Below are 22,002 nucleotides of genomic sequence, written 5' to 3'. Positions count from 1 at the left end.
ACCGCCGTTCGATCACGCCGATGGAAGGGTCGCGGGTTCTCCGGATCGCCGAGTCAGCGCCAGCATGAGCAGTGCCCGGGCCAGCTCGCCGGCGATGAGCGCGGCGATGCCGCCGGTGGCGCCGGCGAGCGGGACCAGGAGCCCGCCGGTCCCGGCGACCGCGGCGAGCTGACCGATCGAGGCGGCGGCCGACCAGCGGCGGCCTCGGGCACCGCTGGCTTCCAGGAGGAGGGCAGAAACGGCGTTCGCGGCGTACAACAGGATCTCGATGGTGAGTGCGACGTAGGCCCAGACCGCCGAACGGCCCAGGACGCCCACCGTGATCGCGGTGGGAAGGCCGAGGCCGATCGTCCAAATCAGACTGCGGCGGGTCGCGGACCAGGCGGCGGATTCGCCGGCGCGCTCGATGCGGAGCGCGACGGTGGGCTGGGCGAGGCGGAGCAGGTAGCCCCAGCCGGTCGACACCGCCGCCGAGACGACCACCAGCAGGTAGAAGAGGCTCGTCTCGGCGGGCCGGTCGGCGGCGGCGAACGCGAGGTAGAGCACCGAGACGCCGAGGACGCCCACGATGTCGGCGGTGCCGAGGACGGCGACGGCCCGGAAGGCCGCAGTCCGCGATGTCTCCGGCGGCGTGGAATCCGGCGCCACAGTCCCGGAGATCGCAGCGGGAGCCGAAGCGTCTGGTGGCGCGGAAGCCGGCGCCCCGGCCGCCGAGTCTGGAGCGGCAGCGTCGGACGCGGAAGCGCGCGACGGCGGGGCGACGGAGAGGCGGAGCCGGGCGAGCAGGACCGCGTTGACCGCGAGGGTTCCGGCACCGAGCAGAAGCAGGACGCCGTGCGGACCAGCCCCGAGGTACGCGGCGAAGACGGCGAGCGCGTGGGTCGTGGCGAGGCCGAAGAAGCCGAGGCTGTCGGCGATCGGCTGCCCGCTGAGCCGGTAGAGCGCGACCAGCACGGTCGCGCTGCCGACGCCGACCGCGACCACCCCGGCGGCCCCGTAGAGGCCGGCACCGGACAAGAGGCCGGCGACGAGAGCAAGGCAGAGCGCGCTCACGACGAGGGCTCGGAAGAACCGCGCGAGCCCGGCTCCGCCGCGCAGCGGGACCAGGTTCAGCGCGGCCTTCTCCGGTCCGCTGGACACGAGTTGGGTCAGCCAGGCCAGCGCTCCGACGGCGGTGGCGTACGCCGCGAAGTCGTCCGGTCCCCAGAGTTGGAGCAGGGCGAGGCCACCGGCGTACGTGGCGATCCGGTAGGCCCCGCGTCCGGCGAGCAGTGCGGCGACGATGCGTGGCCGCGGCAGCACGGCTGTCACGCCACCGGCTCGACCTCGATACGAAGGAGGGCGTCCACGTCGGCGAGGACGCGCTCCAGACTGGGCTGATCGTCGGCGCGGGCGAGCAGGTAGCCGAGTTTGGCCCCGGCGCGGGCGTACGGTTCGACGTGGTCGCCGGGCCGGGCCGCCAGGATGAGGTCGACGACGCCGGGCAGTGCGCGTACCTCGGTGAGCCCGTGCACAGCGACGAGCTTGCCTGCCTCGGCGGTTCGCAGAACCCGCATCGCGGCGCAGCCGTTCGCAGTCGCCGTCAGGTCGGGTCGCTGCCCGACGGCGGCGGTCACGTACGCAGCGGTGACGTCGACACCGTGGATGAGGCCGAGCAGTTCGGCGGAACCGTTGCCGCCCAGCCGGGCGCCCATCTCGATGACGACGATCTGCCCGTCGGCGTCGATGAGCAGGTCGGCGTTGAGTGAACCCCAGGCGTAGCCGAGGGTGGCGACGATCTGCTCGACGATCGCCCGGCAGCGCGCGACCAGCACGGGATCGCCACCCGGCATGGTGTGTTCCATGGTCACGAAGTGCGGCGGTTCGGTCAACCTGCGCGCGCCGAGTCCGAACAGGACGACTCGGCCGTCGGCGACGACCGCCTCGACGGCGTAGTGATCGCCTTCCAGGAACTCCTCGACGATGACGACCGACGACGCCGAGTACGCGACCGCCGCGCTGATCGCCTCGTCGAGATCGGACGGTGCCGTGCACAGGCTGATGCCGCGACCGCCGCTGGAGTCCGTCGGCTTGACGATGACGGGGAACCGGAGATCCCGCGCCGCTGCGCGTACCGCGGCTGCGGAGCCTTGGGCGAAGCGCGGTCCGGGCAGGCCGAGCCCGTCGCAGACGTCGCGGAAGTAACCCTTGTCGACCGAGGCTCGCAAGGCCCGCGGCGACAGGCCGCTCGGCAGTCCGAGGCGCTCAGCCAGCCGGTACTGCGCGGGCAGGTTGACGTCGCTGGCCGGCGACACGACTCCGGCCAGGTCGGCCCGGCGGCCCAGCTGCCTCGCCAGCTCGTCGACGTCGCGCGTGCTGACGTTGAGGAACTCGTCGGCGTACCCGACGGCGGGGGCGTCGGTCCGGGCGTCGACGCAGACAGTGGTTAGGCCCAATCTGCGCGCGGTGACGAGCGTGGTGATCGCTCCGTCGGCGCCGCCGAGCACGGCGAGGGTGGTCATGACGCGTGCTCCATGATCGAGACCTGGCCGGTCAGCGGGGCGGCGGCGTACAGGCGGTCCTCGTCGCGGACCGGGATGTTCGCCTCCTGGATGAGGAACTGCGGCGTGCCGGGATGACCTCGGGCGATGTGCACGAGATAGCGCGCGATGACCGCCAGGCTCAGCAGCCCGCCGGACAGCGCTATCCCGGTCAGGACGGCGGCCGACGGGTGGCTGAGCACCGCCAGAATCGCCCCGATCAGCGCGCAGAGGCTGGTGAACAGGGCGAGTACGCCCGCGAAGGTGATCGGCCGGACCGAGTACGACATGAACAGCTCGACGGCGTGCCGGGCCAGTCCGCGTACGGTCACCTTGGGTTCGCCGCCGCGGCGGGCGCGATGGGCGGTCGGCGTCGTCGTCCAGTTGCGGGTCAGCCGGGGCAGGGCGGCCATGAAGTAGGGCGTACCCAGGCGCAGGTCGACGACCCGGCGAGCCAGTTCGGTGCGGACCAGCCGGAAGCTCGTGCCGCCGGACGGGATGTCGATGCGCAGCAGCCGCCGGGAGATGACCTCGTGCAGCCCGCTGGCGAGCCGCCGGAGCAGCCGATCCTGGCGGTCGACGCGGATGCCGAAGACCGCGTCGTAGCCCTCCATCGCCTTGGCGATCAGCTTGTGCGCCTCGGCCGGCGGGAACTGCAGATCCGCGTCCAGGTGCAGCAGCCAGGGGTGGCGGGCGTACCGGTAACCGGCGGAGAAGGCCGCTTCCAGGCCGTAGTTGCGGGTGAAGGACAGGTAGGACACCGCTGGATCGCGTTCGGCGAGGGTCCGGAACCGGTCGAGCGTGGCGTCGGTGCTGCCATCGTCGACGAACAGGACCTCCAGGCCGGCGTACCCGGACAGCTCCTCGACGATCTCCTGATAGACGGCGTCCACGTTGTCGGCCTCGTTGAGGCAGGGAACCACGACGGTCACGGCGAAGTCTTCCGGTCGATCTCGTCCCCGCACAGCGGGCCACCCTTCTGGCGCCGCGTCGCGCCATCCCGGTCGACTACAGCATCGCGCCATGTGGATGTCTAAGTCGACGAATCGGCCTGTGTCGACACCTTGCCACGGCCTCCAGCGCTTTGGCAACAACGTGTCGGCTTTCCAGTCGTACATACCAATGCGTCACATCGGAGGGTTGTCGATCTCGCGGCGGCTTGGCACACTCAATCGACCTATCGACGAAGATCGGGGTACGCCGCCATGTACGTTCTCGGCATCAACCAGCACCACGACTCGGCGGCGGCGCTCGTCCGCGACGGTCGCATCGTGGCTTTTGTCGAGGAGGAACGGATATCCCGCGTCAAGCACGACGGCACCTTCCCGGCGAAGGCCATCCAGGAGTGCCTGGCGATGGAGGGCATCACCCTCGGCGACGTGGATCATGTGGCGTACTTCTGGCAGGCCCGCAAGGAGGTCCAGCACGCGCTGGGTCACTTCGTCCGGCACCTGCCGGCCACCCTCGCCGTGTTCCGCAACGACGCCGGCACCTATGACGGGCGGGCCAGCGGGCTCACCGCGACCATGCGGTCGGGCGGCATTCAGCAGCACTCGGACGACTACAACGTCGGCGGCGCGCTCCTGCTGCACCTGAAGCGGTCGCTGACGATGAAGCAGGTCGTCTGCGACGCGGTCGGCTACACCGGCCCGGTCAAGTTCCAGGTGCACCTCGTGGACCACCACCTGTCCCACGCCGCCAGCGCGTACCTGTTGTCGCCGTTCGACCGGTCGGCGATCATCACGTGGGACGGCATCGGCAGCGACGGGACGTCGACCTACCTGGCCGTCGGCGAGGGTGACCGCATCCGCGACGTACGACGGGTCAAGTTCCCGCACTCCCTCGGCGCCCTGTACGCCTGCGTCACCAGCTACCTCGGCTTCCACCCGACCCGGGACGAGGGCAAGGTCATGGGGCTGGCCGCGTACGGCGAGCCGACCCAGGTCGAGGCGATGAAGGAACTGGTGCGCCTGCTGCCCGACGGCCGGTACGAGCTGGACCTGAGCTGGTTCCGCCACCACGCCACGGGCAAGCATCAGATGGCGCCGAAGTTCCTCGAGCGGTTCGGACCGCCCCGGCCGCGTACGCGCGACGCCGTCCCGCAGCACTACGCCGACATCGCATACGGGCTCCAGGCGACGCTGGAGGAGGCGGGGCTGCACGTCGCCCGCTGGCTTCAGCAGCACACCGGGGAGACGAACCTGGTCACGGCCGGTGGCGTCGCCCTCAACAGCGTCATGAACGGGCGCATCTTCCTGGAGACGCCGTTCGAGGAGTTCTTCGCCCAGCCCGCTGCCGCCGACGACGGCTCGGCGCTCGGCGCGGCCGTCCAGGTGGCCGTCACGCAGGGCGCGCCCCGGCCGACCGGCAACTACATCTTCCTCGGCCCGAGCTATTCCGAGGCCGAGATGGAGAAGGCGCTCGCCGACGCCGGGCTGGCGTACGAGCGCACGGACGACATCGCCGTGGCGACCGCCCGAGGCCTGGCCGACGGGAAGATCGTCGGCTGGTTCCAGGACCGCATGGAATGCGGCCCCCGTGCCCTGGGCAACCGCTCGATCCTGGCCGACCCGCGGGGCAAGGACACCAAGGACCGGCTGAACGAGAAGGTCAAGCACCGCGAGCCGTTCCGCCCGTTCGCCCCGTCCTGCCTCGTCGAACGGGCCGGCGAATACTTCGCGTCGGGCTATCCGTCCCCGGTCATGCTGCTCGTCTTCGATGTCCTGGAGCACCAGCGCGACCGCGTCCCGGCGATCACCCACGCCGACGGCACCGCGCGGGTACAGACCGTCTCTGCCGAGGACAATCCCCTCTACCACCGGATGATCACACGCTTCGAGGAGCTGACGGGCGTACCGATGGTCGTGAACACGTCCTTCAACGACAACGAGGAGCCGATCGTCTGCACGCCGGCCGAGGCCGTCTCGTGCTACCTGCGTACCGACATGGACGCGCTCGCGCTTGGTCCCTTCTGGACGCAGAAGTGACGCGGCGCTGGTTCTGGCTCGTGCCCGCGGTGGCCGGCGCCGCGCTGGCTTACGCGATCATGGTGGTGCTGCCCGCCGACCGCACCATCGACAACGTGGGCGAGGTGCTGTTCAAAACAGCACCCCTGCTCTGCGCGGTGGTCGCCATCGCGTTCTTCCCGCAGCGCCCCGGGCTCAGCCTGGCCCTCGTCGGGGCGCTGCTCCTGGGCTACATGGGCGTCGTGGACACGCTCAACGTCCATAACATCTTCGGGTACGCCGAATCACCGAACCAGGACGCCGCGTTCCCAGAGCTGTACCAGTGGACGATCTTCGTCAACGCGTTCACCGTACTGGCGGTGCTCTTCGCGTACCGTCTGGGCGGCGCGACTGCAGGGCGCACGCTGCGCGCGGGACTGGCGGGCATCCTGGTCCTGATCTCGGGCTTGAACGACCTGACCTATTACTTCACGGCGGACTGGGACGGGCCGCGACCGGAGCGCCTGAAGTGGGCGTCGCACATCGCGGTGTTCGTGGGCGGGCCGCCGAGCGCGACCGTCGCGATCGTGTTCTGCGCAGTGCACCTGGTGCTCGCGATCGTCGTGCTCGTCGCCCCGCTGGGTCGCTGGGTCGACCGGTTCGACGCTGCTGCGCCGGCCGTCATCCCAGCGCCTCCAGTACCCGCCGAGCAGTATTGATCCCCTGCCGGATCACCTGATCCATGTCGATGTAGGTGTAGGTGGCCAGCCGGCCCGCGACGAACCGGGGCGGGCCGGGCAGCGCCGCCAGCTCGTCGAGGTAGCGCCGGGCCAGCGCCCGGTTCGCCCCCGCGACGTCGTCGATCGGGTAGTGGCGGGCGGGCGCGCCCGGATACTCGTAGCTGACCACGGTTCCGGGCTCGGTCTGGCCGCTCATCCACTTCGTCTCGATGGCGCGGGTATGCGGTTTGAGCGGGCTCGGCGTGTTGAGCACGCCGCACGGCAGCACGTGGTCCACGCCGGGCAGATAGTGGTTGACCAGCCGTACACCGCGCCACGGCAGCGCGCCGAGGTGCGAGGCGAAGAACTCGTCGAGCGCGCAGGTGACCACGATCGCGTCGGCCCCGGCGCAGACGTCTTCCCAGTCGTCGATCGTCACCCGCTGACCCATGACCACCGGCACCTCACGCAGCAAGGCGTCCAGAAGCTTGGGATAGCCGCCGCTCGGCCAGCCCTGATGCGGGTCGCGGAACAGGTCGCGATAGCCGTCCTCGCGGAGTTCGATGCGTTTGGGCGCCCACGCCGCCGTCAGGTTCTTCGGGTCCTCACCCCATTGTTTGCGGGTGTAGCCCTCGATGAACTCGTGGTAAAGCGTCTCGCCCATGAGCCCGACGCACCACGACTCGAAGTTGTCCGCCCGAGGCACCGCCGGACGGCTCGCGAGTTCTCGTTCCACGGTGGCCCACTGCGGCAGTTCTCGCAGTTCCGACAGCTGCGGCGGCCAGCTCAGCACCCGATCGAACGCCTCGGTACGCACGGCGTGCCGATACGGCAGCATCTCGACGAGGCCGGTCACCAATTGCCACACCGCCGTGTCGGAGGTGTGGAAGATGTGCGCCCCGGCCGGTTCGTAGAGGATCCCGCCCGCGCTGGCCGTACGCAGCTGGCCGCCCCACGTCGGGTCGCCCTCCAGCACCTCGACGCGTCGCCCGGCCTGGTGCAGCAGATGTGCGACAGTCGCCCCGGCCAGGCCGGCGCCGATCACGCGAATGGTCATGTCAGAGCCGCTTCACGAGGCGGATCTTGCCGTTGGGCTCGGGCGCGATCGTGTCCACCATCGCCACGTCGAGGTCGAACTGGCTCGCCGCCGGCTCGATCGCAGCCCGCAACTGCCGCTCCACCTCGGCCTCCGCGCCGTCGGTGGCGACCGCGAGCAGGCGCAGCTCGCCGGGCCGTTCCTGGACCATCTGGATACGCAGCAGCTTCCCTTCGCGGCTCAGCGGATAGATCAGCGAGGCGATGAAGTTGCCGTTGCGCAGTACGCCGTCCAAGGTCACGATGCGGTCCTCGACCCGGCCCAGCACCGACCGCAGGATGGGCATGTGCGACGTGCCGCAGTCGCAGTCGTTCGGGGTGATCTCGACCCGGTCGCCGAGCCGGTAGCGGATCAGCGGATTCGCCTCGGCGTGCAGCCGCGTCACCACGATCTCGCCGACTCCGTCGGCCAGCGCCACCGAGCCGTCGTCCCGGATCACCTCCACCACCACGTCGCCCGAACGCAGGTGCATGTTGCCCCGCGAGCAGGTCCGGGCGATCGTGTACGCCTCCACCGACGCGTACGTCTCGTGGGCCGTGGCTCCGAAGTACTCCAGTGCTTCCGTACGCCCGCCGATCAGCGTCGACTCACCGGCGAAGACGATCACCCGGGCGTGCGGGTAACGGACGCCCCGGCGTCGCAGCTCCGCGCCGACCGCCGCGATCATCGACGGGAAGCCCCACAGGATCGTCGGCCGACCGGCCAGCACCGCGTCCGCCTGCTCCGCGATGGACTTGCTGGTGTCCACGTGGACGTTGCCCGCCAGGCCGAGCCGTTCCAGCCGATGCTTGCGGAAGCCGTACACGCGGAAGTAGCCGACTCGGTCCCACGGGCGCATCCCGCAGGCGAGCAGGTCCCAGAGGAAGGTGGCCCGCAGGTAGCTGAGGTCCTGCTCCGAGTAGTAGAACGTCGCCGGATGCCCGGTCGACCCGCTCGTGCTCGCCATCCGGGTCGAGTCCGCCGTGTGCCCGGCCGCGAGCAGGCCGCCCGACGGGCCGAGAGCGTTGACGGTCGCCCGGTCCAGCAACGGCAGCCTCGACAGATCCTGCGGTCCCTGGAATTCCGCCACGATGGCCGGGTCGTAGACCTCCCGGTAGTGCGGGACGGTGGCCGCCGCGTGGCGTACCAGCTGGGTCAGCAGACGGGCCTGAAGCTCGGCGATCCGCTCGGGCCGGGCACGGTCGCGCGAACGAGCGGTCGCCACATTGGCCAGAACGGGCAGAATCGGAATACGGTGGGGCAGGCGGGTCATCATTGTCCCTGGGTTCGAGCCATACACGGGTTCGAGCCACACATGCAAAGATATGGCTGTGCATCAGGGTCTCACAGTGCGCCGCCACGATCCACAGCGTGATGTCGAACCCGACGGCTGGGCCGACTTCGCCGACAAGAACCGGCTCGGCGTCGCCTGGGCCTGGCCGCTGGTACGCGCGGCAGCGGCCGGCGGCCGGCAGACCGCGCTCATCGCTACGCTCCACGATGGACCTGACGTCGCCGGGCTCGTGACCGGGCGCTTCATCGGCCCCCGAGTCAGCCGCGGACGGCAACCGATCGCCGGGATCCTGGACATCGACAGCTTGACGACCAGCTGCTTTCCGGGCATCGTCACCGAACGACCCGAGGCGTTCGGCGACGCCGTCGACGCCGTCCTGACCGAAGTACGCGGGATTCAGGGCGTGCTGCTCCGGCAGATCGTCGCCGAGACCCTCCCAGCGGTTCTGCGTCGGCCGGCCGTCGTCCGGGAAGGCGTGCCGATGGCGCACTTCGCCAACCGGTTCGCCGACTTCGACGCGTACGCCCACTCCCTCGGCCGCCGCCGGGGTCCGCTGCGCCCGGTGTACAACCGGCTCGGCCGTGACACCGATCTCGTCGTCGAATCCACGATGGACGGAGACCTGAGCATTCCGGTCACCGCGGCGGACCTGCGTCGCCTGGTCAACCTGGTGGTCGACCGGCACCACACCCGGCGCTGGCTGCGCAAGCGCTACCTGTCCGAGGCGGTGGCCGCCGCCCAGGTCGGCACGCCCGGCGTACACCTGCGGACCTATCGGGACCTGGCCGGGCGGCTGCTGGCCGTGCACACCGTCCTCGACCATCCCGACCTGCCGGTCTCCAGCGCGTGGGGCAGCCTCGACCTGGCCGACGGCGGCCGCAAGGACCTGTGGTTCCACAGCAACGCCGAGCTGTCCCGCTGGTGCATCGAGACCGGCCGTCGCGGTTTCCTCAGCGGCCAGGGCAGCCTGGCCGAGAAGCAGCGTCTCGGGCACGAGACGACGCGTCAGTGGCAGGTGCTCATCCCCGCGTCTCCGCGACGTCGGCCGGCTCCGGAACAGCCGGGCTGAACTCCGACTCGACGAACCGGCCCTTGCCGCCGGGAGTCAGCTCGATCCGATCCGTACGCGCGAACCGCAGCTCCACCGACGCCCCGACCAGCTCGGCGAACTTGGCCTCGAAGGAGCGCATCGCGGCGGCGTACCCGGCGTCGGTCGGCTCCTCCGGCACCAGGTGCACGGTGATGACCCCGGCCGCGTCCTGACGGATCATGCACTCGGCCACGCCAGGGGCGTACATCGCCAGCGAGAGGAACACCCCGCTGTAGATCCGGCGACCGCCGGGCAGCGTGATGAAGGCGTTGGTACGCCCATCGGCCAGCTTCATCCGGCGGAAACGGTTGCCACACGGGCATTCGCCCGGCAGGATCATCGCGCGATCACCGAGCTGGTAGCGCGGCAACGGCATGGCCCGCTCCCGGAAGTGCGTCACCACCACCGTCCCGACGGTCCCGTCCGATGCGGGCCGCCCGTCGTCGCCGAGGATCTCCAGCCACACCCGATCCTCGTCCACGTGCATGGCGCCGGCCGCGCAGCCGGTGGACACCGTCAGCACCTCGTACGCCGAGTACTCGTCGAACACCGGTACGCCGAACCGGTCGGTCAGCACCTGAGCCACCTCGTCGGTCAGCAGCTCGGAGTCGGTCATCACCATCCGCAGCGACCGGCGCAGCCGGGCCAGCTGGTCGTCGTCGAGGTTGCGCAGGATCGCCCGCAGCACGACCGGGTAGCCCATGATGAGGTTGGGCCGCACGGCCAGCACCTGGCGGGCGATCTCGGCCTCGGCCTGCCCCGCGCCGACGACCGTCCGCGGGAACAACCCGAGCCGCTGGAACCATCGCACCGGGCGGGGAAACGGCTTGATGTGGGCGATCCGCCACCACGGCCGGTAGCCCGAGCGCAGGAACCGGCGCAACACCGTCGCCCCGTGATACCCGTACGCGCTGACGTCGTGACGGATGCTCAGCCGCGTACCGGTCGTCCCGCTCGTGACGTCGGTCCGATACTCCCCCACCGGCGCGTAGAACGCCTCCACCCCGGCGTCGAGCACCTGCCGTTTCGTCAGCGTCGGCAGGTCGGCCAGCTCATCCAGGCTGGTCAGCGTGGCCGGATAGGCTTCGAAGTACGCGACGTTCGCTCGGCAGTAGGCCAGCATCTCGTTGATCCCGTCGAGGGCCAGCCGCCGAGTGACCTCCGGATCACGCCGGGGCGCCCGCCAAACCGGCGGCAGGTGCCGCAGTTCGCGTACGGCCACCGCGAGACCGCTGCTCATCGCATTGCTCCATCGAAATACGGCACGCGCCTACGGTAGAGGCTCCCGGCTCCCCGACCAATAGCCGCCGACCGGTGGCTAGCCGGGGGGTGGCACGCCGAAGGCGAACGCCTTGCCCGCCGCAGAGGTTCGGCACGACGCTACGGCGAATAATCGGGTGAGCCGGGGTCGACCGGTCCGCCTCGCATAGGCAGATCCACGCGCGTACGCCGTTCGTTGTCGCGCAGGCGAGGCTCGTAATAGGCGAAGAAGACCTTGCCGACGAGATCCCGCCGACTGCGTACGCCCGTCTTGCCGAAGATGCTCTTCAGGTGCTGCTGGACGGTGTGGGGCGAGACATGCAGCTCGGCGGCGATGTCGGCGGTGGCATCACCCTGCAGGACCATGCGGGTCACCTCCTGCTCGCGCTCGGTCAACCCGTACGCGGACATGAGCAGCGGATGGATGCGCGCTGGATGACCTGGCTCGACGATGATCGCGACCCGTCGCTCGACGCCCGAGACGAGACTCGCGCCGTGCAGCACCACCCAGGTGCCGCGCCGCGTCAGGACTCGGGCCACCGCGACCTCGCCGGCGTCGCCGGGCAGATTGGCGCTCCTGAGCGCGCGGCCGGCGACGGCGAGCACCGAGGAGGGCAACCTCTGGTGTGACCAGTCGCCGTCCGGCAGCTCGCTGATCCAACGCTCGACACCCGGGGTGGCTGACTCGACTTCCCACTTGTCGTTGAGGATCAGCAATCCGGGTGCGTCGACGCCTTCGGGATCGGCGGCCTCGCCGACCAGCAGCGCCCGCCGAGCTCCCTCGGCCAGGTGCGGCGACACCGCGCTCAGGAAACTCTTCTCGGCGGCGTCGAACAGCGCACGACCGGGTTCCCGGTACAGCGCGAGGGCTCCCCACACCTGACCCGACTTGGCTCGGAGGCGTACCACGATCTCCTGATCGCCACCCAGGATCATGTTGCGATGCCAGCGGGGATCGTCCGACGGGTGGCCTGCCGTCACGTCATGGAGCGTGCTGATGCCCGACTCCGACCGGACCACATCGGCAAGCCGGTTGGCGCCGTCCTCGTAATACTCGCTGGCGAGCCATTCGCTCGGGAACTCCGGCAGCCCGTCGTGGTAGTGGCTGGTGATGAGCAGGGACGCCGGATCAAGGGTGTACCAGCACGGAGCCTGGTAGTACGGGACGTAGTCACCGATCACGGCCGTGCACTCCTGCCACAGGCGTACGACGTCCACCGGCTGTCGCGCCAGCCTGGCGATCTTGTCGACGCCTCGCTCGGCCTCCGACCTCATCCTTCGACTGTAAGACCTGGTAGGAGGGCCACGAATACCAGAAATCTGGAATATCGGTTCGCTCGGGCGGTCCCTAGCGTGGGTGGTTGGAACATCCAACACGATGGTGACCGGAGGACGTGATGACCGGACAGCTGCGGACACTACTGCTGGGCGCTCAGCAGGGGCAGGTCATGCCGAGCGTGGGGCACGTGATGAACCGATTCATGATCGACGGCGCGGAGACCGAGGGCCGTTTCACCCTCCTGCAGCATCTCTTCGAGCCGAACGCACTTGCCGCACCCATGCACCGGCACCACGACGAGGACGAATACTCGTTCGTGCTCGCCGGGCGCATCGGGGCCGTCCTCGACGGCGAGGAGGTGATCGGCGGTCCGGGAGACCTGATCTTCAAGCCGCGCGGTCAGTGGCACACGTTCTGGAACGCGGGTGACGAGCCGGCCACCGTGCTGGAGATCATCTCGCCCGGAGGGCTGGAGGATCTGTTCAAGTCCTTCGGCTCGCTGACGGGACCACCGGACCCCCAGCATCTGGCCGAGATGGCCGCCGAGTTCCACTGCGACATCGACCTGGAAGCGACGTTCCCGGTCATCGCCCGGCACGGCCTGGTCTTCTGAGGCGGCACGATCGACGTCGTGAAGGATCGCGTGGGGGTTCGTGTCAACAACGAAGTGGCGCTGGGTCGTCTGATGGAACGTGGCTGAGATTTCCGGCTTCGAGGAGTACGTCACCGCGCACGGCGCTGCCCTGGTCCGGCTGGCCGGGCTGCTGACCGGCGACCCCCACCGGGCCGAGGACCTCGTGCAAGACGTCCTCGCCCGCGCCTACCCGCGCTGGCAGCGTATCGCCGACGCCGACCGCCCCGAGCTGTACCTGCGGCGGATGATGGTGAACCTGAACGCCTCGTGGTGGCGGCGGCGGACCAACCGCGAGGTACGCGTCCCGCAGCCCGCCGAGCGGTCCGACCATCGCGACGTCGGCGACCAGGCGACGCAGCGGGTGGCGCTGTGGGCGGAAGTGGCGGCGTTACCCGCCCGGCAGCGGGCGGTGGTCGCCCTGCGCTACTACGAAGACCTCGACGACCAGCGCATCTCGGAGATCCTCGGCTGCTCCCCGGCGACCGTGCGTACGCACGCCATGCGTGGCTTGGCGGCGATGCGTGATCGCCTTCGACCCAGCGAGAGGGACATCCAGATGCATCCTGAGGACGGCTTCGACCCCGGACGGCTCGCCCAGAACGCGGCCCGCACCGCCCGACGGCGGCAGGGCGTACGCCGCTCGGCCATCGCCGCCGCGATCGCCGCCTTCGCCGCCGCAGCGGCAGCCGTTCCCGTGCTGCTCATCAGCGGCGCACGGCTGACACCGGGGGACGACGGGCAGCCGTTGCCGGACGTGAGCCCGCCCCCGCGTGGTGCGTACGCAGTGCTCACGCCGCCGCGTACGGGCGGCAAGACGGCGGATCAGGATCCGTCGTCGGTCGGCGCCGACCCGTTCACCTTCCACTTCGACCTCGACTCCGTGCCCTATCCGCCGGGCGAGGTGCGGTGGCGGATCGGCGACGGCGTGGAGACGCTGTACGCCGAGATGCCGACGGCCGAGGGGTACGGCGGCGGTTTCGAACTCCAGCTCGGGCAGCGCCCCGGTCCAACCGTGTCGCCGACTGCGCAGCCGACCGACCCGACGCCGATGGTGACCAGTTCGGTGCTGGTCCAAGACCGGCCCGCGACACTCTGGGAGGGCGCCCCGGACTCGGCCGTCCAACCGCCGCGGTCGCTCGTGCGGCTCACCTGGCAACCGACGACCGGCGTGTACGCGACGCTCACGAGCGAAAGCACTGGCGCGCAGGACCTCATCGCGATGGCGGCCGGGCTGCGCCTGACGAACCACCGGTGCGCCATCCCGCTGAAGATCACCGCCCTGCCGCCCGACGCCCAGGTACGAGGCTGCGCCTTCACGCATTTCGGCGGGACGGACAACACGACAAGCGCGGAGGTGGTCCTCGGCCGCGCTGGCACGGAACTAGCCCTGACGACTCGATCCGACCTGCACTCCGAAGTCCTGCCGTCGGCCTCGGCCGTCGCCACGACGTCTCACGGCTTCAGCTACGCCGAACACTCCAACGACTACTACACGTCTGCCTTCCAGCTGATCGGCCCGTTCGACGTCGAGCTGACGACGACCGGGCAGTACGGGCGGGCGGACGCGGTACAGGTGATCGCGGGTTTGATCCCGACCGGCGACCCCGGCGACCCACAGACCTGGCCGGTCAACCCGATCAGCTGACCGTCGCAGCGGCGCTCGCCATCAGCTCCATGGCGAGCTGCCGCGACTCAGGCGACGCAGAACTCGTTACCCTCCGGATCGGCCATCGTCACCCACGTCGACGGCCCCTGACGCCCGTCCCACAGCTTCGTAGCTCCGCGCTCGATCAGCTTCGCGACGACTTCCGCGTGGTTCTGCTCGCCGACGCGTACGTCCAGATGCAGGCGGTTCTTCACGGTCTTCGACTCCGGCACCGTCTGGAACAGCACTCGCGGTGCGCGTTCCAGGCCCTCCGGGTGCCGGATCGCCTGGCCCGCAGCCCAGACCAGGGTGCCGTTGTACTCCCGCGTGTCGCTCTCGGTCGCGTACCCCTCGGCCACCATTTTGCGGATGAATGCCTCGTCGGACGGCTCGACTTCCCAGCCCAGCGTCTCGGCCCACCAGTCCGCCTGCTGATGCGGGTCCGCGCTGTCCACTACTACTTGGAAGTTGTACGCCATGAGGTCAGCCTCGATTCCGATAGAGGTCGCGCAGCAGAAGGATTTCGGCCGCGTGATGGATCGCTTCCCGATTGATGTGCAGCACCAGCGCGGCCATCGGGAGTGCCGCGTAGGGGCCTTCGGCCGGGCCGCACGGCTTGGCCAAGCCTGCCTCGTCGAGGCCGCGTACGCCGGTCGCCCACGCCGCGTACGTGTCGTCGAGTTGCTGGAGCGCGTCGGCGGCGGTCTCGGCGAACGGGTGGTGGTCGTAGTCGATCGCCGGCCCGCCGAAGTGGGACGCCGTCCGGGCGCCGAAGATGCCGACGATGAGGTGGGCGGCCCGCCAGGCGATCGTGGTGACCGGTGGCGGACTGGGCTCGGGGTACGCCCAGTCGATCGCGAGCCGGCCGGTGGTGGGCTCGGGGCGGAGCGTCCAGCAGCCGGCGACCGGTTGCCAGAAGTACTCGTCGTCGGTCAGGCCGTCCAGCCGGGGCCGGACGTGGTTCTGCCAATGCCAGTCCAGTTGTTCGACCAGCTCGTTCGTCCACTGGGTGGTCATGCCGCCCACGGTAGAACCAATTGCGGACAGGTTCGGTCCGCGATGTGTGCGACGCTGGTCGGGTGCTGGAAACCTCCGCCCGTCTGCTGCGCCTGCTGACGATTCTGCCCAGTCGTCCGGCCTGGACCGGGACGGAGCTGGCCGAGCGCCTCGACGTCACCGTACGCACCCTGCGGCGGGACATGACCAAGCTGCGTGACCTGGGCTATCCGGTGGTGGCGACGCCCGGGGTCGCGGGCGGCTACCGCCTGACGGCCGGGTCGACGTTGCCCCCGCTGCTGCTGGAGGACGACGAGGCGGTGGCGGTGGTGCTCAGCCTGAGCACGGCGACCAGCCACACCGTCACCGGGATCGCCGACACCTCGACGCGGGCGCTGGCCAAGATCGAGCGCATCCTGCCGGCCCGGCTGCGGCAGCGGGCCGCGGCGCTGCGGTCGACCACGGTCGCGCTGACCGGCTCGCCGCCCACGGTCGATCCGGGTGCGTTGACGCTGATCGCCGAGGCGTGCCAGTCTCTGCACCGGTTGACCTTCGGCTATCGCGACCGGGACGGGTCCCCCACGACGCGTACGGTCGAACCGCATCGGCTCGTGCACACCGGCCGGCGGTGGTATCTCGTCGCCCGCGACGTGGACCGGGACGCGTGGCGTACGTTCCGGGCCGATCGCATCGACCAGCCGAAGACCACCGGGATCCGGTTCCGACCGCTCGATCCGCCGGACGCGGCCGCGTTCGTCGCCGACGCGGTGTCCACGGCCCCCTACCGCTACCAGGCCCGCGTACGCGTCGATGCCCCGGCGAACGCGGTCGCCGAGCGAGTCCCAGCCGGCACCGGAGTCGTCGAAGCGGTCGACTCGACGAGTTGTCTGTTGATGACGGGGGCGGACTCCACCGCGATCATCGCGATGCACCTCGTGCTGCTCGGGCACGACTTCACCGTGGTCGAACCGCCGGAGCTGATCGACGAACTCGCCGTCCTCGCCGGACGACTCGCGACCGCGCACGAAAGATCCAGTCCCAGCTAGGCGCGTGTTACCGTCGCCGACAATGAATGATCTTGACGGGCCTGGCCGCTACCAGTACATGTCCTTCAACGCCCCGCTCTCGGAGGCGCACGCGGACGCCATCGCGGCACGGCTGGCGTACGCGCGCCCGGCGGACGTGCTCGACATCGGATGCGGCTGGGGCGAACTGATGCTGCGGGTGCTCGACCGGACGCCGCGGGCCGTCGGGATGGGCGTCGACACCGACGAGGAGTTGCTCGCCCGGGGCAGCGCGGCGGCGGCGCAACGAGGCTTGGACGAGCGTGTCACGTTCATCAACACGCCCGGGGTTTCCGTGGGCCAGCAGGCCGACCTGGTGATCTGCGTCGGCGCCAGCCACGCCTTCGGTGGCCACGCGGCCGCGCTGACCACCCTGCTGCAGCACGTACGCCCCGGCGGGCGGTTGTTCTACGGCGACGGGCTGTGGGATCCGACGGTCACCCCGAAGAAGCCCGAACTCGTCTGGGCGGACTTCTTCGACCTGCCCGATCTGGCCGGGCTGGTCGACCTGGCGGTCGCTACCGGCTACCTTCCGCTGTTCACCGAGACCGCCTCACCCGACGAACTGGACGACTTCGAGTCGCGCTACCTCGCCGACGGGGCGGAATGGCTGCTGCGCCATCCGGGTCACCCGGGCGCGGCGAACGTACGCGCGGGGACCGAGGACCATCGGCGCCGGTGGCTGCACGGATATCGGGGGGCTTTCGGGTTCGCGTACCTGACCCTCGGGCGGCCCGCCGCCTAGCGTTGATCTTGGCGAGCAAAGGTCGCCTGGACGATCACAGCTCGCCAAGATCAACAAATCGGCCGTTCACGTGAGCCTCGTCAGCGGTTGAACACCTGGGCGTAGTGGCCGAGCAGCAGATCGGCCCCCTTGTACTGAGCAGTCGGCTCCGCGCCGAGCACTCCCATGCCGGGGTGCTCGCCCGCCCCGCCCGACGGGCCGAGCGGGATCAGGATGCTGCTGCCCGGCGGCTCGTAGACCGTGGGCTCACCGAGGCCGAGGTCGGCCTTGATGTTCGCGGCGACGACGGCCGCGTGGGCCATCGCGGCGACGGCCTGCTTCGGCTCCTCGATGTCGGTGATGTCGCCGACGGCGTAGACCCGGTCATGACCATGCACACGCAGGCTGTCCTCTACGCGTACCCGTCCGTTGGAAAGACGCGCGGTCTGGAGCGAACCGGCGAGATAGTCCGAGACGGGGTCGGCTCCGTAGCACCGGAGCCAGAGGTCCGCGGACAGCGACCGGCCGTCGGTGAGCTCGACCGTGAACGGCGCGACGTCGCCGGGCGCGACCTTGAACGACGCGGGCAGCGCCGCCCCGAGGACCAGAGTGACCCCCAGGTCCGCGAGCTGACGTTCGATCTCGGTACGCAGTTCGGCGGACCGTTCGGGCAGGATGGCCGGCGCGGGGTCGACCAGGATGACCTCCTTGCCGGGCCACTCGGCCTTGATCTCGCCGGCCAGTTCGAGGCCGACCGGGCCGGCTCCGGCGAGCACGATCCGGTCGGCCGCCGCGATCCGAGTCTGCAGCTCCACGTAGGACGCGATCGCCGACGCCGTGTCCAGCTCGGCGGGCTTGCCGGGGAACGGATGCCGGGCGCCGGTGGCGAGCACGACGTAGTCGGCGGCGATCGTCCGTCCGGACGCCAGGGTCACCTGGCCCGGCGCGATCTGCTGGGCGGCGTCGCGCTCGATCCGGCCGTGTACCAGCAGTTTGTCGTAGGGGATGAAGGTCTGGTGCGCGAAGTCGGGGCGTACGGCGGCACGCAGGGCGGCCGCGTTGTGATGGAAGTCTTCGCGGGGCTCGATGAGCACGACGTCGGCAACCTCGTCGAGCGCCCGCGCGACCTCGATGCCGCCGTATCCACCGCCGACGACGGCCACGGTCTGGCGCATGGGAAACCTCCTGGTTCGCACTACAAACTGTTTGTAGTACGAACGAGATTAGTTGGCAATGCGAACCACTCCAATAGTTGGTGATGCGAACTACACGCGGATAGACTTGCGCCGTGAGCGGTGATAATGAGGACTTCGCGGGCGCGCTGATCCGGCTGTCGTTGGCCGTGCAGCACGTCTTCACCGACGTCAGCCGCGCTCACGACCTGACCGCGCAACAGGCGCTGCTGATGTGCGCCCTCATCGACGAGCCGCTCGGCATGGCCGGGCTCACCGACCACCTGCACATCGAGAAGTCGACGCTGACCGGCCTGGTCGACCGGGTCGAGCGGCGCGGCTACGTGCGGCGTACGCCGGACAGTTGCGACCGGCGCGTCGTCAAGGTCGACCTCACCCCGGCCGGCCGCCAAGCCGCGAGCGAGTTCCACGACGCGCTCACCAAGCTGCTCTCCGACCGGCTCGAAGGGCTGCCGCCGAAGATCCGCCAGCAGATGCGCTCAGCGATCGGGCCGGTCGCCATGGCCTACTGGCAGGCGGTGGACTAGAGCGCGCGGCGTACCACCAGCCGGCGGCCGGTCGCCGGTCGCTTGTGGACGGCGAAACCGGCCTTCTCGAACAACGACGGCGTCCCCGTGAACAGCTCGGCGTTGGGGGCGCGCCCGTCGACCTGCGTGGGATAGCCCTCCAGGGATCCCGCCCCGTGCTCACGCGCCTGCGCGACGGCGGCCTGCAGGAGCGCGCTGGCGACACCGGTCCCGCGGCGATCGCGGGCGATGAAGAAGCAGGGCACGGACCAGACCGAGTCGTCAGCCGGCTCATCCAGCTTGAGCACAGGCGAGCGCAGCAGACGCGGGAAGTCGCGCCGGGGCGCCAGGCTCGCCCAGCCCACCGGCTCACCACCGGCGTAAGCGAGCAGGCCGAGCGGCTCGTTCGTCTCGGCCAATGCTGTCAGCGCCGCACGATTGCCGGCATTGCCGTTCGCGCTGAACTCCTTGCCCGACAGCCGCCACCACATGCACCAACAGCCCGAGTAAGCGCCGTTCGCGCCGAACAGGGTCGCAAGGTCGGCCCAGCGGGCCGCGTCGACGTCGACCACCTTCACCCGGTCATCGTCGCGTACGGGTCTGACAGGTTTCGGACGGATCGATCAACAACGTCGACCTGGCTCTTATCCTGACCGCCATGACGGGCCTCCCCCTCCGCCTCGCCGCCGTGCTCGCCGCAGTCGCCCTCGCCGGTTGCTCCGGCGGCACGCCGTCCAGCCAGGCCCCGTCGGTCACGACCACGGTCGGCCCGTCGGACTCGCCGTCCGCGACCGAGTCACCGTCCGGTGCGACGACCACCACCCCCACGCCAGGCTCGTCGAAGCCCGGCGGTTCGACGTTCACCATCCCCACCACAGCCAAGGGGTACGCACAAGCGCTGCTGTCGGCGTGGGGCAACAAGAACAGCAGCCGCCTGGACCTGCTGGCCAACCAGGCGACGGTGCAGCAGATCAAGGACAACGGCTATCCGAACGCCGACTGGACCTACATCGACTGCACGGCCAGCGGCGAGACGAGTGAGTGCGTCTTCCGCAACGCCCACGGCGACGAGGTCCTGGTCTCCCTCGTGAACACCCAGCTCGGGCATCCGACCGCGGCGACCCAGGCGCTGCTGTCGCGCACGACGTACCCGTCGGACGCGGGCGCGTACGTGGGTGCGTTCCTGTCCGCCTGGCAGAACGGCAACCAGCAGCGCATGGCCCGGCTGGGATCGTCCTCGGTGACCAGCGCGCTCAAGGGCAAGACCGTGCCGAGCGGCTACACGACGTCGGTCAGCGGTTCGACTGTCCGGATCGAGCAGTTGCCGGCGGGCGCCGGACCGACGTTCGTCTTCACCGTCGTGAGCGGGAACCTCGGCAAAGCCCACGCGATCAGCGCGGCCGGCGTCTCCTAGCGTCCCGGCCTTCCCGGCCACGGCCGGTCAGCGGTTCTTCAGCGGCTGGTCAGCGGTCGCGGAGCAGGCAGGTCAGCCGGGCGGTGCAGACGCGGTCGCCGGACTCGTCGCTGATGACGATCTCGTAGGTCGCGACGTTCCTGCCCAGCCGCAGCGGCGTCGCGACCCCGGTCATGATTCCGTCCCGCGCCGCCTTGTGGTGCGTGGCGTTGATGTCGACGCCGACCGCGTACGCCTGGCCGACCTCGTGCGCGTGCAGGGTGGCTCCGATCGACCCCAGCGTCTCGGCCAGCACACACGACGCCCCGCCGTGCAGCAGCCCGAAGGGCTGGGTGTTGCCGTCGACCGGCATGGTCGCCACGATCCGCTGCGGGGACGCCTCGAGAAGCTGGATGCCCATCCGCTCGCCCAGGGTGCCCGCCATGCTGAGGTCTGCCACGCCGGGGAGACTACAGGGCCGGCGGGAGCTTCTTCTTCGCCATCCCCGGCTCCATCTTCGAGCTGACGGCAGTGGTCAGCGGGCTGTCGCTGAGATCCATGACCTCGGCCGCCACGGCGTCCCGCTTGACCGCCGCGATGCCGTTCTCGGCGCCCGACTTCTGCTTGAACCCCTCGCCGCCGATCGCGAAGATCTGGCCGTTGGCCGAGCGCAGCCGCCAGCGGTATTCGCCGCGTACGTCCTTGAAGATCTCGAATTTCGCCATGACCGAAGACTAGGGACCCGGCCACCAAAGCGGAGCAAATTTCGCAAAACCCGCAGCCGCGCTTGCGGGCTGAATGAAAGTATGCATACAGTCCGGCCGTGAATGTTGCGGATCTCGTGCACGGCGTACGCCTGACGCCGACCCAGCGCCGCATCGCCCGATCCCTCGTCGACCAGGGCGCGCACGCGGCGCACCTGACCGCCTCCGAGGTGGCCGAGCTGGCCCAGGTGAGCCAGCCGTCGGTGACGCGGTTCGCGATGGCGCTCGGCTACGACGGCTACCCGGCGCTGCGACGCCGGCTGCGAGAGCTGACCGCGGACTCCGCCGACGCGGTCGAACCGGCCGCCAACGACCTCCAGCTCGCCGTACGCGGTGAGATCGCGAACCTGACCCGGCTGGCCGACCAGTTGCTGGACCCGTCGCCCATCACCCAGGCCGCGCAGGTGCTGACGGGCTCCCGCCCGCTCCCGGTCCTCGGCCTGCGAGCCGCCGCCCCGATCGCGAGCTACTTCGGGTACTTCGCCGCCAAGATCCACCCCGACGTCCGGGCGCTCACCGAGGGCGGCAGCCTGCTCGCCGACCGGCTGGAACAGGCCAAGGAGGCAGGCGCGACCGCGCTCCTCGCGGTGGTGCTGCCGAGATATCCCCGGGAATCGGTGGAAGCGCTGCGATTCGCGCGCGACCTCGGGCTGACCACCGTCGTGATCACCGACTCGAAACTGAGCCCGGTCGGTGAGGTCGCCGACCTCACGTTGCCGGCCGCAGTCGGCTCGGATCTGGTGTTCGACCTGCACACGGCCCCGATGGTGTTGACGATGGTGGTGTTGCAGGCGATGACCGACGCCGACCCGGCGCAGACCCAGCGACGGCTGGAGGAGTTCGAGACCACCGCCGCCCGGCGCGGCGTCTTCGTGGATTGATCAGTGAGCCGCGGAGTCGAT

At 70.0% G+C, this 22,002-nt stretch carries 22 protein-coding genes and 1 pseudogene; 10 read left to right on the top strand and 13 right to left on the bottom strand.

Annotated elements, in window-relative coordinates:
• Positions 1-12: 12 nt before the first annotated feature.
• From HDA40_RS27025 to HDA40_RS27015, 3 genes are read right to left on the bottom strand one after another with little or no spacing between them, the layout of a single operon-like run.
• Entirely contained in the window at positions 13-1,311 is a 1,299-nt protein-coding gene (locus tag HDA40_RS27025; protein ID WP_253760595.1) for a hypothetical protein, read from the bottom strand.
• Positions 1,308-2,501 carry an ATP-grasp domain-containing protein gene (locus tag HDA40_RS27020; RefSeq protein WP_253760593.1) on the bottom strand — a complete coding sequence of 398 codons (1,194 nt, stop codon included), beginning with the start codon at positions 2,499-2,501 and terminating at the stop codon, positions 1,308-1,310. The genes HDA40_RS27025 and HDA40_RS27020 overlap by 4 nt, the downstream gene beginning before the upstream one ends.
• Positions 2,498-3,451: a glycosyltransferase family 2 protein gene (locus HDA40_RS27015; protein WP_253760592.1), complete on the bottom strand. Its 954-nt coding sequence runs from the start codon at positions 3,449-3,451 to the stop codon at positions 2,498-2,500. Before HDA40_RS27015 ends, HDA40_RS27020 begins: the two co-directional genes overlap by 4 nt.
• A gap of 273 nt (positions 3,452-3,724) precedes the next feature.
• Between HDA40_RS27015 and HDA40_RS27010 the strand changes: the two genes are divergently transcribed.
• Together HDA40_RS27010 and HDA40_RS27005 are read left to right on the top strand one after the other, a co-directional pair.
• On the top strand, positions 3,725-5,506 hold the full coding sequence (locus HDA40_RS27010; protein WP_253760591.1) for a carbamoyltransferase family protein: 1,782 nt from the start codon (positions 3,725-3,727) through the stop codon (positions 5,504-5,506).
• Positions 5,503-6,183, top strand: a complete 681-nt coding sequence (locus tag HDA40_RS27005) for a hypothetical protein (protein ID WP_253760589.1) — start codon at positions 5,503-5,505, stop codon at positions 6,181-6,183. Before HDA40_RS27010 ends, HDA40_RS27005 begins: the two co-directional genes overlap by 4 nt.
• Here the strand turns inward: HDA40_RS27005 and HDA40_RS27000 are convergent.
• Together HDA40_RS27000 and HDA40_RS26995 are read right to left on the bottom strand one after the other, a co-directional pair.
• Positions 6,146-7,240 (bottom strand): UDP-galactopyranose mutase, encoded by a 1,095-nt coding sequence (locus HDA40_RS27000; RefSeq protein WP_253760588.1) that lies wholly within the window; start codon positions 7,238-7,240, stop codon positions 6,146-6,148. The two genes, HDA40_RS27005 and HDA40_RS27000, sit on opposite strands and share 38 nt — an antisense overlap.
• Before the next feature lies 1 nt (position 7,241).
• Entirely contained in the window at positions 7,242-8,531 is a 1,290-nt protein-coding gene (locus tag HDA40_RS26995; RefSeq protein ID WP_253760586.1) for a phenylacetate--CoA ligase family protein, read from the bottom strand.
• 58 nt (positions 8,532-8,589) lie between these two features.
• On the opposite strand from HDA40_RS26995, the gene HDA40_RS26990 reads away from it, so the two are divergent.
• Positions 8,590-9,621, top strand: coding sequence for a hypothetical protein (locus HDA40_RS26990; protein ID WP_253760584.1), 1,032 nt, complete (start codon positions 8,590-8,592; stop codon positions 9,619-9,621).
• Here HDA40_RS26990 and HDA40_RS26985 read toward each other — a convergent pair.
• Positions 9,572-10,882, bottom strand: a complete 1,311-nt coding sequence (locus HDA40_RS26985; RefSeq protein ID WP_253760582.1) for a phenylacetate--CoA ligase family protein — start codon at positions 10,880-10,882, stop codon at positions 9,572-9,574. The two genes, HDA40_RS26990 and HDA40_RS26985, sit on opposite strands and share 50 nt — an antisense overlap.
• A gap of 140 nt (positions 10,883-11,022) precedes the next feature.
• Positions 11,023-12,177, bottom strand: a complete 1,155-nt coding sequence (locus tag HDA40_RS26980) for a helix-turn-helix transcriptional regulator (protein ID WP_253760581.1) — start codon at positions 12,175-12,177, stop codon at positions 11,023-11,025.
• Between the two features lie 122 nt (positions 12,178-12,299).
• Between HDA40_RS26980 and HDA40_RS26975 the strand changes: the two genes are divergently transcribed.
• Together HDA40_RS26975 and HDA40_RS42585 are read left to right on the top strand one after the other, a co-directional pair.
• Positions 12,300-12,794 (top strand): cupin domain-containing protein, encoded by a 495-nt coding sequence (locus HDA40_RS26975; protein WP_253760580.1) that lies wholly within the window; start codon positions 12,300-12,302, stop codon positions 12,792-12,794.
• Positions 12,795-12,882: 88 nt separating this feature from the next.
• Positions 12,883-13,344: pseudogene (locus tag HDA40_RS42585) on the top strand (SigE family RNA polymerase sigma factor); the annotation flags it as partial.
• Between the two features lie 1,163 nt (positions 13,345-14,507).
• Here HDA40_RS42585 and HDA40_RS26965 read toward each other — a convergent pair.
• Both HDA40_RS26965 and HDA40_RS26960 read right to left on the bottom strand, forming a co-directional pair.
• Positions 14,508-14,939: a VOC family protein gene (locus HDA40_RS26965; protein WP_253760578.1), complete on the bottom strand. Its 432-nt coding sequence runs from the start codon at positions 14,937-14,939 to the stop codon at positions 14,508-14,510.
• Between the two features lie 4 nt (positions 14,940-14,943).
• Entirely contained in the window at positions 14,944-15,477 is a 534-nt protein-coding gene (locus tag HDA40_RS26960; RefSeq protein WP_253760577.1) for a DinB family protein, read from the bottom strand.
• A gap of 62 nt (positions 15,478-15,539) precedes the next feature.
• Here HDA40_RS26960 and HDA40_RS26955 point away from each other — a divergent pair, with 62 nt between their 5' ends.
• Complete coding sequence (locus tag HDA40_RS26955) at positions 15,540-16,502, top strand: helix-turn-helix transcriptional regulator (RefSeq protein WP_253760575.1); 963 nt, start codon at positions 15,540-15,542, stop codon at positions 16,500-16,502.
• Between the two features lie 22 nt (positions 16,503-16,524).
• The gene (locus HDA40_RS26950) at positions 16,525-17,265 is read left to right on the top strand and encodes an SAM-dependent methyltransferase (RefSeq protein ID WP_253760574.1); all 741 of its coding nucleotides are present in this window, start codon (positions 16,525-16,527) and stop codon (positions 17,263-17,265) included.
• Between the two features lie 80 nt (positions 17,266-17,345).
• Here HDA40_RS26950 and HDA40_RS26945 read toward each other — a convergent pair whose 3' ends face one another.
• On the bottom strand, positions 17,346-18,419 hold the full coding sequence (locus HDA40_RS26945; protein ID WP_253760573.1) for an FAD-dependent oxidoreductase: 1,074 nt from the start codon (positions 18,417-18,419) through the stop codon (positions 17,346-17,348).
• Positions 18,420-18,532: 113 nt separating this feature from the next.
• Here HDA40_RS26945 and HDA40_RS26940 point away from each other — a divergent pair, with 113 nt between their 5' ends.
• Entirely contained in the window at positions 18,533-18,964 is a 432-nt protein-coding gene (locus HDA40_RS26940) for a MarR family winged helix-turn-helix transcriptional regulator (protein WP_253760571.1), read from the top strand.
• Here the strand turns inward: HDA40_RS26940 and HDA40_RS26935 are convergent.
• A complete protein-coding gene (locus HDA40_RS26935) occupies positions 18,961-19,521 on the bottom strand; it encodes a GNAT family N-acetyltransferase (RefSeq protein WP_253760569.1) in 561 nt (186 codons plus the stop codon). The two genes, HDA40_RS26940 and HDA40_RS26935, sit on opposite strands and share 4 nt — an antisense overlap.
• 80 nt (positions 19,522-19,601) lie before the next feature.
• Here HDA40_RS26935 and HDA40_RS26930 point away from each other — a divergent pair, with 80 nt between their 5' ends.
• Positions 19,602-20,357: a hypothetical protein gene (locus HDA40_RS26930; protein WP_253760567.1), complete on the top strand. Its 756-nt coding sequence runs from the start codon at positions 19,602-19,604 to the stop codon at positions 20,355-20,357.
• 49 nt (positions 20,358-20,406) lie between these two features.
• Here the strand turns inward: HDA40_RS26930 and HDA40_RS26925 are convergent, their stop codons facing one another.
• Complete coding sequence (locus tag HDA40_RS26925; RefSeq protein ID WP_253763834.1) at positions 20,407-20,781, bottom strand: hotdog fold thioesterase; 375 nt, start codon at positions 20,779-20,781, stop codon at positions 20,407-20,409.
• A 25-nt stretch (positions 20,782-20,806) separates the two neighbouring features.
• The gene (locus tag HDA40_RS26920) at positions 20,807-21,061 is read right to left on the bottom strand and encodes a YegP family protein (protein WP_253760565.1); all 255 of its coding nucleotides are present in this window, start codon (positions 21,059-21,061) and stop codon (positions 20,807-20,809) included.
• Between the two features lie 98 nt (positions 21,062-21,159).
• Between HDA40_RS26920 and HDA40_RS26915 the strand changes: the two genes are divergently transcribed.
• Complete coding sequence (locus tag HDA40_RS26915) at positions 21,160-21,981, top strand: MurR/RpiR family transcriptional regulator (protein WP_253760564.1); 822 nt, start codon at positions 21,160-21,162, stop codon at positions 21,979-21,981.
• Positions 21,982-22,002 lie beyond the last annotated feature (21 nt).

Source organism: Hamadaea flava (assembly GCF_024172085.1).
Classification (GTDB): Bacteria; Actinomycetota; Actinomycetes; order Mycobacteriales; family Micromonosporaceae; genus Hamadaea; species Hamadaea flava.
The sequence above is the reverse complement of the archived record's forward strand: the minus strand, read 5'-3'. Positions and strand labels throughout refer to the sequence as shown.

Excerpts from the sequence above, each read along its gene's own strand:
- HDA40_RS27020 (WP_253760593.1), bottom strand. The coding sequence starts at position 2,501 with ATGACCACCCTCGCCGTGCTCGGCGGCGCCGACGGAGCGATCACCACG.
- HDA40_RS27010 (WP_253760591.1), top strand. The coding sequence starts at position 3,725 with ATGTACGTTCTCGGCATCAACCAGCACCACGACTCGGCGGCGGCGCTC.
- HDA40_RS27000 (WP_253760588.1), bottom strand. The coding sequence starts at position 7,240 with ATGACCATTCGCGTGATCGGCGCCGGCCTGGCCGGGGCGACTGTCGCA.
- HDA40_RS26995 (WP_253760586.1), bottom strand. The coding sequence starts at position 8,531 with ATGACCCGCCTGCCCCACCGTATTCCGATTCTGCCCGTTCTGGCCAAT.
- HDA40_RS26985 (WP_253760582.1), bottom strand. The coding sequence starts at position 10,882 with ATGAGCAGCGGTCTCGCGGTGGCCGTACGCGAACTGCGGCACCTGCCG.
- HDA40_RS26980 (WP_253760581.1), bottom strand. The coding sequence starts at position 12,177 with ATGAGGTCGGAGGCCGAGCGAGGCGTCGACAAGATCGCCAGGCTGGCG.
- HDA40_RS26975 (WP_253760580.1), top strand. The coding sequence starts at position 12,300 with ATGACCGGACAGCTGCGGACACTACTGCTGGGCGCTCAGCAGGGGCAG.
- HDA40_RS26965 (WP_253760578.1), bottom strand. The coding sequence starts at position 14,939 with ATGGCGTACAACTTCCAAGTAGTAGTGGACAGCGCGGACCCGCATCAG.
- HDA40_RS26960 (WP_253760577.1), bottom strand. The coding sequence starts at position 15,477 with ATGACCACCCAGTGGACGAACGAGCTGGTCGAACAACTGGACTGGCAT.
- HDA40_RS26950 (WP_253760574.1), top strand. The coding sequence starts at position 16,525 with ATGAATGATCTTGACGGGCCTGGCCGCTACCAGTACATGTCCTTCAAC.
- HDA40_RS26945 (WP_253760573.1), bottom strand. The coding sequence starts at position 18,419 with ATGCGCCAGACCGTGGCCGTCGTCGGCGGTGGATACGGCGGCATCGAG.
- HDA40_RS26930 (WP_253760567.1), top strand. The coding sequence starts at position 19,602 with ATGACGGGCCTCCCCCTCCGCCTCGCCGCCGTGCTCGCCGCAGTCGCC.
- HDA40_RS26925 (WP_253763834.1), bottom strand. The coding sequence starts at position 20,781 with ATGGCGGGCACCCTGGGCGAGCGGATGGGCATCCAGCTTCTCGAGGCG.
- HDA40_RS26920 (WP_253760565.1), bottom strand. The coding sequence starts at position 21,061 with ATGGCGAAATTCGAGATCTTCAAGGACGTACGCGGCGAATACCGCTGG.